The organism is Actibacterium sp. D185-2 (assembly GCF_054954595.1).
Map to the genome: position 1 here is coordinate 426,787 of NZ_JBPWNX010000002.1, position 13,103 is coordinate 439,889.

The following is a 13,103-nucleotide window of genomic DNA, read 5'->3' on the forward strand; positions in this document are numbered from 1 at the left end:
CGAAAGGACAAGACCATGACCAAATGGGACTATGACGGCCCGATCCTGGAGATCGAGAACCTGTCGATCAGCTTTTTCACCCGGCTGCGCGAAATTCCGGCGGTGATGGATTTTTCCTGCACCGTGCAGCCGGGCGAGGCGATGGGCCTGGTCGGCGAATCCGGCTGCGGCAAGTCCACCGTGGCGCTGGGGGTGATGCAGGATCTGGGCGTAAACGGCCGCATCACCGGCGGCACGATCCGCTTCAAGGGCCGCGATCTGAACGCCATGAGCACCGAAGAACTGCGCCATCTGCGCGGCTCTGAAATCGCGATGATCTATCAGGAACCGATGGCCAGCCTGAACCCCGCGATGAAGATCGGCAACCAGTTGATGGAAGTGCCGATGATCCACGAAGGTAAATCCGCGCAAGAGGCCCGCACGCTGGCCCTGCAAATGGTCGAAGATGTGCGCCTGCCCGACCCCAAGCGCATCCTCAACAGCTATCCGCATCAATTGTCGGGCGGGCAGCAGCAGCGCATCGTGATCGCCATGGCGCTGATGTCCAAGCCCAGCCTGCTGATCCTCGATGAACCCACCACCGCGCTGGATGTGACGGTCGAGGCCGGGATCGTCGATCTGGTCAAGGGTCTGGGCCGCAAATACGGCACCTCGATGCTGTTCATTTCCCACAATCTGGGCCTGATCCTGGAAACCTGCAACCGGCTGTGCGTGATGTATTCCGGCGAGGCGGTCGAGACCGGATCGATCGAAGATGTGTTCGACGAAATGCAGCATCCCTATACTCAGGCGCTGTTTCGCTCGATCCCACTGCCCGGCGCCGACAAGACCGCCCGCCCGCTGGTGGCGATCCCCGGCAATTTTCCGCTGCCGCAGGAACGCCCGAACGGCTGCAATTTCGGCCCGCGCTGCGATTATTTCGAGGCCGGGCGCTGCGACGCGCAGGACATTCGGATGGCGCGGATCCGGGGCGATGACCGCCACACGACCCGTTGTCTGCGGTTTCAGGAAATCGACTGGTCCACCCCGCCGCCGCCGCCCGAGCGGCACGAAAAGGCCCGGATCGGCGACGTGGTGCTGAAGGTCGACGCGCTGCAGAAATATTACGAGGTCGCGGCCAATGCGCTGTTCGGCGGCGGCAACACGCGCGTGGTGAAAGCCAACGAAACGCTGAGCTTCGAAGCCCGCGAAAGCGAAACCCTGGCCATCGTCGGCGAATCCGGCTGCGGCAAGTCCACCCTGGCCAAGGTGCTGATGGGGCTGGAAACCGCGACCGGCGGCACCATCCTGCTGGACGGGGACGAAATTCAGGACATCCCGATTCAGCGCCGCGACACCGCGACCGTTTCGGATATCCAGATGGTGTTCCAGAACCCGTTCGACACGCTGAACCCGTCGATGACCGTGGGCCGTCAGATCATCCGCGCGCTCGAGGTGTTCGGCATCGGTGACAGCGACGCCGCGCGCCGCGCCCGGATGCTGGAACTGCTGGATCTGGTGAAACTGCCCCGCGCCTTCGCCCGGCGGATGCCGCGGCAGTTGTCGGGCGGGCAGAAACAGCGGGTGGGCATTGCCCGTGCCTTTGCCGGCAATGCGCGCATCGTGGTCGCGGACGAACCCGTGTCGGCGCTGGACGTGTCGGTGCAGGCCGCGGTGACCGATCTGTTGATGGAGATTCAGCGCGAGGAAAAGACCACGCTGCTGTTCATCAGCCACGACCTGAGCATCGTGCGCTATCTGTCGGACCGGGTCATGGTCATGTATCTGGGCCATGTGGTCGAGATTGGCAGCACCGATCAGGTCTTCGCCCCGCCCTATCACCCCTATACCGAGGCGTTGTTGTCCGCCGTGCCGATCGCCGACACCAGCGTCCAGAAAACCCGTATCGTACTGGACGGCGATATCCCCTCGGCGATCAACCCGCCGCCCGGCTGCCCGTTCCAGACCCGCTGCCACTGGAAGGCGCAGGTGCCCGGCGATCTGTGCGAACGCGAGGTGCCGCCGATGCGCACCCTGGCCGAAGGGCATCAGGTCAAATGCCATCTGGCCGACGATATTCTGGCGGCCATGGATCCGGTGATCAAGCTCGCCGCCGAATGACCGGCGCGCGCCTGCGTCAATGCGCAGGAAGCGGGTTGTGCTGCGCGTCGTGATCGCCTCTTTGGGGAATGACACTCCGCAGACAGAGGCCAACCATGTCGCAGCCCGCCGCCAAATCCATGTCCCCCGCCGAATGGGCGATGCTGATCGCGCTGTCGCTGCTGTGGGGCGGCTCGTTCTTCTTCAACGGCATCGCGGTGCGCGAATTGCCCACCTTCACCGTCGTGGTCTGCCGCGTCAGCCTGGCCGCGCTGGTACTGATCGCGATCTGCCGGATCGCGGGCGTGCACCTGCCGCGCGCGCCGCGGATCTGGGCCGCGTTCTTCGGCATGGGGCTTTTGAACAACGTGATCCCGTTCGGCCTGATCGTCTGGGGCCAGTCGCATATCGCCTCGGGCGTGGCGTCGATCCTGAACGCCACCACACCGCTGTTCACCGTGCTCGTGGCGCATGTGCTGACCCGCGACGAAAAGCTCACGCCGCCACGCCTGGCCGGGGTCGCGCTCGGGCTGGCCGGGGTCGCGGTGATGATCGGCGGCGGGGCGATGGCCGCGCTGGGCCGCGATGTGCTGGCGCAACTGGCCTGCCTTGCGGCGGCGCTGTCCTATGCCTTTGCCGGCATCTTCGGGCGCCGGTTTCGCGCGCTCGGGGTGGCACCGCTGGCCACCGCCACCGGGCAGGTCACCGCCGCCAGCGTGATGCTGTGGCCGCTGATGCTGCTGATCGACCGGCCCTGGACGCTGCCCCTGCCCGGCCCTGAAACACTGGGCGCGCTGGCCGGGCTGGCGGTGCTGTCCACCGCACTGGCCTATGTGCTGTATTTCCGCATCCTGTCCAGCGCCGGGGCCACCAACCTGTCGCTTGTGACCTTCCTTGTGCCGGTCAGCGCGATCATTTTGGGGATTGTGGTGCTGGGCGAGGTGCTGGCGCCACGGCATCTGGCGGGCATGGCGCTGATCGCCGCCGGTCTGGCCGCGATGGATGGCCGCATCCTGCGGCTGATCCCCGCCCGCCACCCTGACAGGAGCCCCGAATGACCCCGCTTTGCCCGCTGCCCGCGCCGCCCTATTACGCGGTGATCTTTGCCTCGCTGCACGGTGATGACATCGTGGGATATGACGCCATGGCCGACCGCATGGCCGCGCTGGCAGCCGTGCAGCCGGGCTATCTGGGCGCGGATTCGGCCCGCACCCCCGGCAGCACCGGGATCACGGTCAGCTATTGGGCGGACGAGGCGGCGCTGCTGGCGTGGAAAGCCGTGGCCGAACACGCGCTGGCGCAAAAGCTGGGCAAGGACCGCTGGTACCGCCACTATACCCTGCGCGTGGCCCGGGTCGAGCGACAGTATGACGGCCCCGAGGGGCGCTAGATCAGCTGCCCCAGATCGTTTTCACGTAATTCTTGGTCTCGCGATAAGGCGGCACACCGCCGTGCTTTTCCACCGCTTTCGGCCCCGCATTATAGGCCGCCAGCGCCAGCCGCCAGCTGCGGAACGTATCATATTGCTTGCGCAGATAGCGCGCGCCGCCATCCAGGTTTTCACGCGGATCGTGCGGATCGACCCCCAGCGTGCGGGCGGTGCCCGGCATAAGCTGGGCCAGCCCGATGGCGCCTTTGTGGCTTTTGGCCTTGGCATTCCAGCCGCTTTCCTGCTGCACCAGCCGCAAGAACAGATCCTCGGGCACGCCGTGGCGGCGGGCGGCGGATTTGGCCACTTCCAGATATTCGCCACGATAATTCCCGTTATAGCGTGGCGTGCCATTCAGCGAGGGCGTGATCACCGGCGCCGGCTGCAACCGGATCGAGTTGGAATATTGCGTGGCCGCCCGACTGTCGAGCACCTTGGTCTGCGACTTGAACAACACCACCCGCGACTTGGAACTGATCGCCGTCGTATCGGCCTGCGCGGCACCGCCAAGCCCGGCCCAGACAACCGTCATCATCACGCCAAACGCTACGCGCACCATGCCGCTGTCCCTTTTATTGTCAGCGCCGGAACTATACCCGGTTTCGCGCGCGACGCTACCCCTACCGGCGGCGCGCGCGTTTCGCCACATGGGTCAGGTCTGGCCGTCGGGCCGTTCCGAAATCAGCGGCTGAGTCATCAGATCCTCGATCAGCAGGCTGACCAGCGGGCCGCGCCCGGTGACCCCGGCCTTGCGGTAAATCGCGTTCAGCTGGGTTTTCACGGTGCCTTCGCGGGTGCCGCGCAGCGCTGCGATTTCGGTGATCGAATAGCCCTTGAGGGCAAAGGCCGCCACGTCGCCTTCGGCCGCGGTCAGGCCCCAGTCGCGGAAATAGCTTTCCATCAGATCGTGCAGCGCCCCCGAGGCGATCGAAAGCCCGCGCTCGGCCTGGGCCTGACGGCGCAGAAGCTGCATCAGAACCTGGGTCTGAACCGCGATCCCGACGATCAGCGCGCCGGTGGCGGCCAGTTCGGCCAGCAGATGAAAATCGCGAAACACCCCCGGACCGACCGCCAGATAGTCGCTGACCACATCGCTGAGAAAGAACAGCGCGCAGGCCCCCTGCACCAGGATCAGCGCCGCCAGTACCGCGCTGCGCCGGCCCTGGGGCGCTGGATGTCGACGGGGGGCGGTGGCGGTGTTTTGCATCAGCTTTCGGTCCAGTCGTCGTCCTGCGGCACCCGCTTATACCCCGTCACCATCGCCCGGGGAAGGTTCACGCCGGTGCGCCGGCTTTCGACGATCACCGCGGCGACATGAACCAGGGCCCCGGCCCCGGCCCAGATCACCAGCCCTTCGTGCATTTCTTCGACCCATTCGGTGCCCCAGAAGGTGTCGGTGGTCATCATCCAGCCGGTCAGCCCGATCAGCGCGATCGTGCCCAGCAGGTTGTAGATCATCAATGCCCCCAGCGGCGAATGACCCAGATGGATCCGCCTGCGCCCCGTCGCGATGTCGCGCAGCTGCGCCAGCGCGGCCGACACGCTGGGCGGAAAATCGGCGAACCGCGCGTGACGCGTCCCGACAACGCCCCAGACGGCGCGCGTGCCGATCAGCACCAGCACCGCATAGCCGATCTGCTGGTGCAGCTTGGTTTCATCCTCGATGAACAGCGCGTCGGCGGTGAACCCCGCCACCAGCAACCAGTGAAAGCTGCGCACCAGCAGATCCCAGACCGGAACGTTCCTCATGTCGTCTTCCTTTCGCGCATCGGCGCGGCAGGTCGGGCGCCGCGCCGGTTCCGGTGGTATCAGTCGTTCTGCTTGCTGCGCACGATGTTCAGCGCCTGATCAAGATACAGCTCATAGCGCATCCCGTTCTTCAGCGCGTAAACCTCGATCATGCCGTCCTCGGCCTCGATCTTGCGCACCTCATAGCCTTCCTGTTGCAGCCGCGTGCGGATCTGCTGGGCCTGTTCGGGCTTCAGCCGCTCATAACCGCTTGCAAGGGCCGCGCCGCCGGTGGCGGCAAGGGTACCAAGGGCCAGGCTCAGGGCAATCGCCCGGGTGGAAAATTTCGTCATGGTGTCAACTCCGTCTGTGCATAACCGGACCGTTCCGGCGCTGATCGGAACCTGGGGCTCGGCAGGCCGGTGGTAAATCGGCCGCAAGGCAGACTGCCCGCCCCGAAACCCGCCTGCAACCCAGGTTTAGGTCGCGATTCCGCGAAACCCCACGGCAGGGAAGCCAAGTTTCACCTTCCATTAACCCTGATGGGGTGGTGTAACCCTATGAACGATGGAAACGGATTCGACGGGAGCGAGGCATGGCTGGATCGGTCAATAAAGTAATCCTGGTGGGAAATCTGGGCCGCGACCCCGAGGTGCGCAGCTTTCAGAACGGTGGCAAGGTGTGCAACCTGCGCATCGCCACCTCTGAAACCTGGAAGGACCGCACCACCGGCGAGCGGCGCGAAAAGACCGAGTGGCACTCGGTCGCGATCTTCTCGGAAGGGCTGGTGCGGGTATGCGAGCAATATCTGCGCAAGGGCTCCAAGGTTTATATCGAGGGGCAGCTGCAGACCCGCAAATGGCAGGACCAATCCGGCCAGGACAGATATTCGACCGAGGTCGTGCTGCAGGGATTCAACGGCACGTTGATCATGCTGGATGGCCGCAGCGAAAGCGGCGGCGGTGGTGGCGGCCAGGGTGGCGGCTATGGCGGTGGCTATGACACCGGCCGGTCCGAACGCGACTATGGCGGCGGCCCGGCCGGCCCCTCCGGCCCGGCCCCGGCAAGCGATCTGGACGACGAAATCCCGTTCTGATCCCCAACACAGGCGGCACTCCATGAGCTGGTCCTTTCCCATCGGCAGGTTGTTCGGATCGCAGTTGCGCGTCCATGCCACCTTCTTTCTGTTGCTGATGTGGATCGGCGTTGCGGCCTATCTGGACCAGGGCCCGGCGGCGGCGGTGGAAAACGTGCTGTTCGTCTGCGCGTTGTTCGCCTGCGTGGTGGCGCATGAATTCGGCCACGCCCTGATGGCCCGCCGGTATGGCATCAAGACGCCCGACATCACCCTGCTGCCGATCGGCGGCATGGCGCGTCTGGAAAAGATGCCCGAAAAACCGGCGCAGGAAATCGCCGTCGCGCTGGCCGGGCCTGCGGTCAATGTGGTGATCTGGGCGGTACTGGCCTTGGTCGTGGGCGCCGGGGGCGGGTTCGACGCGCTGACGCAGATCGACAGCACAGCGCCCGGTTTTGTCGCGCGGCTGGCGGCGGTGAACCTGTTCCTGGCCGCCTTCAACCTGCTGCCGGCCTTTCCGATGGATGGCGGCCGGGTGTTCCGCGCGGTTCTGGCGCTGTTCATGCCACGCGAAAAGGCCACCGGCATCGCCGCCGGCGCGGGCCAGGTTCTGGCCTTTCTGTTCGGGTTCTGGGGGCTGACCAGCGGCAATCCGGTGCTGCTGCTGATCGCGATCTTCATCTTCATGGCGGCGGCGGCGGAAAACAGCGATGTGGCGCTTTACGCCATGGCAAAGACCTTGCTGGCACGCGACGCGATGATCACCAGCTATGAAAGCCTGCGGCCCGACGACACCCTGCACGCGGCCTCGACCGCACTGATCCGCACCACCCAGCACGAATTCCCGGTGCTCGACGACAGCGGCAAGCTGGCCGGGGTGCTGTCGCGCAACGCGATCTTCCGCGCGGTCGCCGAACAAAACCTGACCCATTCCGTGGCCGAGGCAATGGCGACCGCCATTCCGACCGTGCCGCTGACCGCCGGTCTGGACAAGGTGCTGGACGCGCTGCGCGACAACACGGCCGATCCCTCTGCCGTCGCCGTGACCGATCCGGCGGGCCGGATGATCGGCTATGTCACGCGGGAAAATATCGGCGAGTTGATGGTGTTGCGCGGGCGCTGAAGCGCTGCCTGACAGTGAGGCGGTCAGCAGTTTTCACGTTCGATTTTATCCATTCCGTAATGCGCCAGAACGTTGGTGGGCGCGCCATGTAGCCCTATCTTCCCTTCATGCACGAAGCCGTGCTTTTCAAGCACCCTCGCAGATGCCGGATTGGCGCCGCGGACAAGACCGCGGACCCGGACAGCCCCCAATGATCCAAATGCAATTTTCAGCGATTCCGAGACGATTTCGGATGCGAGGCCCCTGCCCCACATGACTGGATGCAGGTGATAAGAGATATTCAGATCGGACGTGTCATCCGTCTGCGTCAATCCGCCAAAACCGATGATATCACCGTCGCAGATCACCGCCCATCGGCCAAAGCCGCACCGTGCCCAATGCGCAATGTCCTTGAGAAGCCTTTGCGCGCTGACCTCAGCACTGTCTGTCACGGGGTTCGGACGATGCGCAACAAGTTCCTGGCGTGAAAAAAGGTCCACCGTGAATGCCCGATCCTCTGCGACAGGTTCACGCAGGATCAGCCTTGATGTTTTCCGGTATCTCAAGTTGTCCATGACCCCACCTTTGACTGCTGATGGAACTTACCACGACATTTTCCCCCGGCGCATAGTGTCCCCGCCAAAGCAAAATGCCCCGACACATCCGCCGGGGCATTGAGAACTAAGCCGGGCCAGGACAGGCCCCTGCCAAAATTCAGGCGGTTTCTTTCGCCGCTTCGGCATCCATATGGGCCAGCTTGGCCTCAAGCATCGCCTGTTCGGCCGATTCCATGCTGGCCGCAGCCACCTCGGCCGCGGCCTCCGCATAGCGGTCGGCACGCTTGGCGCGGGCCTCGAGCCGGGCGACATCGCGTTCATGCACCCATTTCTTGACCTTTTCCTCGGGCTCGTCGAGCCAGTCGGCCACATCCTTGCGCGCCGTCTGAAGCGATGCCTGCGCCTTGACCGCGCGGTCCTGCAGCGCCTTGAGGTTTTCGCGTGCCGCCGCCTGCGCCTCGCCAGAGCCTTCGACGATCTTTGCGGATACGGATTTCAGCCGGTTCTCGCTGTTCTTGAGCGCTTCGCGCAGCTTGATGCTGTATTTGGTAATGATATCGGACATGACAGTCTCCATCCAAAAAGCGGTGAACTCCGTGTCACCACCCGTGCCCCGTTTCCGGGTCATAGCGCTATTGCTAGCCCCTGTGATCTGGCGTCAGCCATGACCCAGATCAAGACACGCTTCAGGCCGAAAACCGCCCCATGCCAGAGTCGCGCAAAACACCGCGCACCAGCGCCGGATCCACATCCGAGGTCACAAAGGCCTGCCCGATCCCGCGCGCCAGAATAAAGCGCAGCTTGCCATCCAGCACCTTCTTGTCCTGCGCCATCAGCGCCATCAGCCCATCGGCATCCGGCAGATCGCCCGCAATGTCGGTCAGATCCTTTTTCATCCCCATCGCATCCAGATGCGCCCGGATGCGCGACGGTTCCTCCTGGCTGCACAGGCCCATGCGTTGCGACAGCTCGAACGCCAGCGCGCAGCCGACCGCCACGCCTTCGCCATGCAGCAGCCGGTCGCCATAGCCGGTCGCGGCCTCCAGCGCGTGGCCGAAGGTATGGCCCAGATTCAACAGCGCGCGGTCGCCCTGCTCGGTCTCGTCGCGGACCACGATATCGGCCTTCATCTCGACCGCGCGCAGCACCGCACGCTCGCGCGCCACCGTGTCGCCGCGGGCCAGCGCGGGGCCTTCCCCCTCAAGCCATTCAAAGAAATGCGCATCCCCCAGCAGCCCGTATTTGACCACCTCGCCGTAACCGGCCAGAAAATCGCGCGCGCTCAGCGTGTTCAGCACGTCGATATCGGCCAGCACCAGACTGGGCTGGTGAAACGCGCCGATCAGGTTCTTGCCCGCGGCCGAATTGATTCCGGTCTTGCCCCCGACAGAACTGTCCACCTGCGCCAGAAGCGAGGTCGGCACCTGCACGAACCGCACGCCCCGGCGCAGCACGGCGGCCGCGAATCCGGCCAGATCGCCGATCACCCCACCGCCAAGCGCCACCACCATGTCGCGCCGCTCGACCTTTTGCTCGATCAGCCATTCCACCGCGCGGGTGAAATGCGGCCAGCTTTTGGTGGCCTCGCCGGCGGGCAACGTCAGCGACACCATAGTGATGCCCGAGGCCGCAAGCCCCGCGCGCAACGCGTCCAGATGCAGGGCGGCGACATTTTCGTCAGTCAGCACCGCCACGCGCGGGCGGTGCAGCAACGGCGCGATATACGCGCCCGCCTGTGCCAACAGCCCGGTGCCGATGTGAATATCGTATTCCCGCCCGTCCAGCGGCACATGCACGGTTTCCATCCGCCCTCTCCTATCTTTTCACCAACACGTCCGGACGGGCCTGAAGCGCCGCAACCACCGCTTCGGCCATGTCGTCGACCGAATAGTCCGGCCGCGCCTCGACCGTCAGATCGGCCAGCGCATAGAACGGCACCCGGGCGCGGTAAATCTCGCGCAGGGTGGCGTGGGGATCGGCGGTGCGCAGCAGCGGGCGGGTATCCTTATGGCGCACCCGGCTCCACAACAGATCGAGATCGGCCTTCAGCCAGACCGACACGCCCTTGTCGGAAATCGCCTGCCGGTTGGCCTGGGCCAGGAACGCGCCGCCGCCGGTGGACAGCACGCAGCGCTCGGTTTCCAGCAGCCGGGCGATGACCTGCGCCTCCTTGGCGCGAAAGAACGGCTCGCCATCGCGCGCGAAAATCTCGGGGATCGACATGTTCGCGGCTTTCACGATCTCGTCGTCGCTGTCCAGAAACGGCACACCCAGACGCCGCGCCAAGGCCGTGCCCACGGCGGTTTTCCCCGCACCCATCATGCCGACCAGCACCACTGTCTTCTGAAGCCGCCAGGCCAAGTTCGGCAACCTCCCGCCAAGTTTACAAATTCTGCTCTTCAATGGCGTGAACTTGCACGGAATACCATATATAATTGCGGATAAATTCTTCACGCCGTCACGGCGGAACAAAAAGGGCAGGCAGAATGAGGCGGATCTTCAAGGCGCTGGTTTTTCTTTTATTTCTGGGGGGCATCGGGCTGATCGGCTTTGCCTATCTGGGTGATCTGGCCCCCGAACAGCAAACCATCCGCGAACCGGTGACGCTGAATGCGGATTGAGACGGCCCTTGGCGCGCTGGTTCTGGGGATGGGACTGAGCACCGGCGCGCTGCGCGCGAGCGAGCCGTTATCGGCGATCGACTGGCTGTCGGATTCGGTTTCGGCGCCGGCCATGCCGAACCTGCCCGCAGAACAGGGCGTGACCAACAACGCCGCGCCCGCCGACATCACCGTGACGGCACTGGGTGCGCCCGATCTGGATGCGGTCGGGCTGTTGCCGCCCGCCGTTACCGGGCTGCCCGCCGATCTGTGGGGGGCAAGCCCGACCGCCGAGTTGGCCCGGCTGGTGCTGACGCCGCGCGTCGATACCCTGCCTTCGGTTCAGGCGTTGCTCTATACGCTTCTGCTGGCCGAACTGGACCCGCCGCAGGGGGGGCGGCCCGGCGGCGAGTTGTTGCTGGCGCGGCTCGACAAGCTGCTGGATCTGGGCGCGCTGGAACAGGCGCAGGCACTGCTGGAACGCGCGGGCCCGACCGACCCGGCGCTGTTTCGCCGCTGGTTCGACGTGTCGCTTCTGACCGGGCACGAGGATCGCGCCTGTGCCGCCATGCGCGCGACCCCCGATATCGCGCCCACCTTTCCGGCGCGGATTTTCTGTCTGGCACGCGGCGGCGACTGGAACGCCGCCGCCCTGACGCTGGAGACCGGCAAGGCGCTGGGTTATCTGTCGGATGAGGAAGACGCGCTGCTGGCCCGGTTCCTGGATCCCGAACTGGCCGAGGGCGTCGATCCCCTGCCCGCCCCGGCGCGGCCCAGCCCCCTGGTCTTTCGCATGTTCGAAGCGATCGGCGAGCCCTTGTCCACCGCGCCGCTGCCACTGGCCTTCGCGCAGGCCGATCTGCGGTCCAATTCCGGCTGGAAGGCGCGGGTCGAGGCGGCCGAGCGGCTGGCCCGGGCCGGTGCGATCGCGCCCAACCGCCTGTTGGGCATCTATACCGAACGGCGGCCGGCGGCCTCGGGCGGGGTCTGGGACCGGGTCGATGCGGTGCAGAAATTCGATGTGGCGATCCTGTCGGGCGATGCCGGACAGGTGGCGCGCACCCTGCCCGCCGCCTGGACCGCGATGCAGCGCACCGAGCTGGAGGTCCCCTTTGCCGCGATATATGGCGAAAAGCTGGCCCGGCTGCCGCTGAGCGACGTCAAGACCGCCGCGCTGGCGTTTCGGGTCGGATTGTTGTCGGACGGTTATGAAGCCATCGCCGCGGCCCGCAGCCCCGAAACCACCACCACCATCCCCGCGCGCGAGGCCTTTCTGATCGGCGTGGCGCGCGGGGATGTGACCGGGCTGGCCGCACCCGACGCCACCGCCACCGCCGTGGCCGAGGCATTTTCCGCCCCGCCCCCCGCACTCAGCCCGGCGATGGAGGCACGGCTGGTCGACGGGCGGCTGGGCGAGGCGATGCTGGTGGCGATCGGGCTGATCACCGAAGGCGCGCGCGGCGATGTGGCCGACGTGACCGAGGGGCTGGCGCTGCTGCGCCGCGTCGGGCTGGAAGACGTCGCGCGCCGTGCCGGGCTGGAACTGCTGATTCTGGACCGGCGCGGATGAGCGCCGTGACGCCCGATGCCGCCCGCTGGATCCAGACCTTTCTGGACGCGCAAGCGGCCGAGATGGATGCCGCCCGCAATACCCAGCTGGCCTATGCGCGCGATCTGAAGGATTTCGCCGGCTGGCTGGACGGACATGGCAAAAGCTTCGATGCCGCGCGCCGCGACGATGTCGAGGCCTATCTGATCTATTGCGACGCGCAGGGGCTGGCGCAATCGACCCGCGCGCGGCGGCTGTCCTCGATCAAGCAAATCTACCGCTTCGCGTTCGAGGAAGGCTGGCGCGCCGACAATCCCGCCTTGCAGATCAAGGGGCCGGGCAAGGCACGCCGGCTGCCCAAGACCCTGAGCATCGAAGAGGTGGACCGCCTGCTGGACGCGGCCCTGACCGGGCGCGACCGGGTGCGCAACACCTGCCTGATGCAGTTGCTTTATGCCACCGGGATGCGGGTCAGCGAACTGGTCTCGCTGCCGGTTTCGGCGGCGCGGGGCGATCCGCGAATGCTGCTGATCCGGGGCAAGGGCGGCAAGGAACGCATGGTGCCGCTGTCGCCGCCGGCGCGCGCGGCGCTGACCGACTGGCTGCCGCGGCGCGACGACGCACAGGACGCCGCCCGCGCCAAGGGCTGCAAGTCCAGCCCGTTCCTGTTCCCGTCCTCGTCCAGGGACGGGCACCTGACCCGGCACCGTTTCTATGCGCTGATCAAGGAGCTGGCCGTGACCGGGGGCGTGTCGCCCGACAAGGTCACGCCGCATACGCTGCGCCACGCCTTCGCCACCCATCTGCTGGCCGGCGGCGCCGATCTGCGGGCGATCCAGACGCTGTTGGGACATGCCGATCTGTCCACCACCGAAATTTACACCCATGTTCTGGACGAGCGGCTGAAAGAGCTGGTGCTGCAGCATCACCCGCTGGCCCGCGACTGACCTGTCCCACCCTTGATCGCATCGCCGCCGGGCCCCA

General features: G+C 65.7%; 16 protein-coding genes. 8 read left to right on the top strand and 8 right to left on the bottom strand.

What is annotated here, in order from left to right:
* Positions 1-15: 15 nt before the first annotated feature.
* The 3 genes from ACSR1C_RS05605 to ACSR1C_RS05615 all read left to right on the top strand — a co-directional run bounded on the left by ACSR1C_RS05605 (position 16) and on the right by ACSR1C_RS05615 (position 3,469).
* Positions 16-2,100, top strand: a complete 2,085-nt coding sequence (locus ACSR1C_RS05605; protein ID WP_460258354.1) for a dipeptide ABC transporter ATP-binding protein — start codon at positions 16-18, stop codon at positions 2,098-2,100.
* A gap of 95 nt (positions 2,101-2,195) precedes the next feature.
* Positions 2,196-3,137, top strand: coding sequence for a DMT family transporter (locus tag ACSR1C_RS05610; RefSeq protein ID WP_460258355.1), 942 nt, complete (start codon positions 2,196-2,198; stop codon positions 3,135-3,137).
* Positions 3,134-3,469: an antibiotic biosynthesis monooxygenase family protein gene (locus ACSR1C_RS05615; RefSeq protein WP_460258356.1), complete on the top strand. Its 336-nt coding sequence runs from the start codon at positions 3,134-3,136 to the stop codon at positions 3,467-3,469. The genes ACSR1C_RS05610 and ACSR1C_RS05615 overlap by 4 nt, the downstream gene beginning before the upstream one ends.
* 1 nt (position 3,470) lies before the next feature.
* On the opposite strand, the gene ACSR1C_RS05620 is transcribed toward ACSR1C_RS05615, so the two are convergent.
* The 4 genes from ACSR1C_RS05620 to ACSR1C_RS05635 all read right to left on the bottom strand — a co-directional run bounded on the left by ACSR1C_RS05620 (position 3,471) and on the right by ACSR1C_RS05635 (position 5,589).
* A complete protein-coding gene (locus ACSR1C_RS05620; protein WP_460258357.1) occupies positions 3,471-4,067 on the bottom strand; it encodes a lytic transglycosylase domain-containing protein in 597 nt (198 codons plus the stop codon).
* Between the two features lie 93 nt (positions 4,068-4,160).
* On the bottom strand, positions 4,161-4,715 hold the full coding sequence (locus ACSR1C_RS05625) for a helix-turn-helix transcriptional regulator (protein WP_460258358.1): 555 nt from the start codon (positions 4,713-4,715) through the stop codon (positions 4,161-4,163).
* Positions 4,715-5,257: a cytochrome b/b6 domain-containing protein gene (locus ACSR1C_RS05630; protein WP_460258359.1), complete on the bottom strand. Its 543-nt coding sequence runs from the start codon at positions 5,255-5,257 to the stop codon at positions 4,715-4,717. Before ACSR1C_RS05630 ends, ACSR1C_RS05625 begins: the two co-directional genes overlap by 1 nt.
* 59 nt (positions 5,258-5,316) lie before the next feature.
* Positions 5,317-5,589, bottom strand: coding sequence for a PepSY domain-containing protein (locus ACSR1C_RS05635; protein ID WP_460258360.1), 273 nt, complete (start codon positions 5,587-5,589; stop codon positions 5,317-5,319).
* A gap of 242 nt (positions 5,590-5,831) precedes the next feature.
* Between ACSR1C_RS05635 and ACSR1C_RS05640 the strand changes: the two genes are divergently transcribed.
* The gene (locus tag ACSR1C_RS05640; RefSeq protein WP_460258361.1) at positions 5,832-6,332 is read left to right on the top strand and encodes a single-stranded DNA-binding protein; all 501 of its coding nucleotides are present in this window, start codon (positions 5,832-5,834) and stop codon (positions 6,330-6,332) included.
* A gap of 22 nt (positions 6,333-6,354) precedes the next feature.
* Positions 6,355-7,434 carry a site-2 protease family protein gene (locus ACSR1C_RS05645; RefSeq protein ID WP_460258362.1) on the top strand — a complete coding sequence of 360 codons (1,080 nt, stop codon included), beginning with the start codon at positions 6,355-6,357 and terminating at the stop codon, positions 7,432-7,434.
* Between the two features lie 23 nt (positions 7,435-7,457).
* Here ACSR1C_RS05645 and ACSR1C_RS05650 read toward each other — a convergent pair whose 3' ends face one another.
* The 4 genes from ACSR1C_RS05650 to ACSR1C_RS05665 all read right to left on the bottom strand — a co-directional run bounded on the left by ACSR1C_RS05650 (position 7,458) and on the right by ACSR1C_RS05665 (position 10,331).
* A complete protein-coding gene (locus tag ACSR1C_RS05650; protein ID WP_460258363.1) occupies positions 7,458-7,988 on the bottom strand; it encodes a GNAT family N-acetyltransferase in 531 nt (176 codons plus the stop codon).
* Between the two features lie 139 nt (positions 7,989-8,127).
* Entirely contained in the window at positions 8,128-8,535 is a 408-nt protein-coding gene (locus ACSR1C_RS05655; protein ID WP_460258364.1) for a hypothetical protein, read from the bottom strand.
* Positions 8,536-8,656: 121 nt separating this feature from the next.
* On the bottom strand, positions 8,657-9,775 hold the full coding sequence (aroB, locus tag ACSR1C_RS05660; protein ID WP_460258365.1) for a 3-dehydroquinate synthase: 1,119 nt from the start codon (positions 9,773-9,775) through the stop codon (positions 8,657-8,659).
* A 10-nt stretch (positions 9,776-9,785) separates the two neighbouring features.
* Positions 9,786-10,331 (bottom strand): shikimate kinase, encoded by a 546-nt coding sequence (locus ACSR1C_RS05665; RefSeq protein WP_460258366.1) that lies wholly within the window; start codon positions 10,329-10,331, stop codon positions 9,786-9,788.
* 125 nt (positions 10,332-10,456) lie between these two features.
* Between ACSR1C_RS05665 and ACSR1C_RS05670 the strand changes: the two genes are divergently transcribed.
* The 3 genes from ACSR1C_RS05670 to ACSR1C_RS05680 are packed head-to-tail and all read left to right on the top strand — an operon-like array spanning position 10,457 to position 13,066.
* Complete coding sequence (locus tag ACSR1C_RS05670; protein ID WP_460258367.1) at positions 10,457-10,591, top strand: hypothetical protein; 135 nt, start codon at positions 10,457-10,459, stop codon at positions 10,589-10,591.
* Positions 10,581-12,140 (top strand): hypothetical protein, encoded by a 1,560-nt coding sequence (locus tag ACSR1C_RS05675; RefSeq protein ID WP_460258368.1) that lies wholly within the window; start codon positions 10,581-10,583, stop codon positions 12,138-12,140. The genes ACSR1C_RS05670 and ACSR1C_RS05675 overlap by 11 nt, the downstream gene beginning before the upstream one ends.
* On the top strand, positions 12,137-13,066 hold the full coding sequence (locus ACSR1C_RS05680; protein ID WP_460258369.1) for a site-specific tyrosine recombinase XerD: 930 nt from the start codon (positions 12,137-12,139) through the stop codon (positions 13,064-13,066). The genes ACSR1C_RS05675 and ACSR1C_RS05680 overlap by 4 nt, the downstream gene beginning before the upstream one ends.
* Positions 13,067-13,103: the final 37 nt, after the last annotated feature.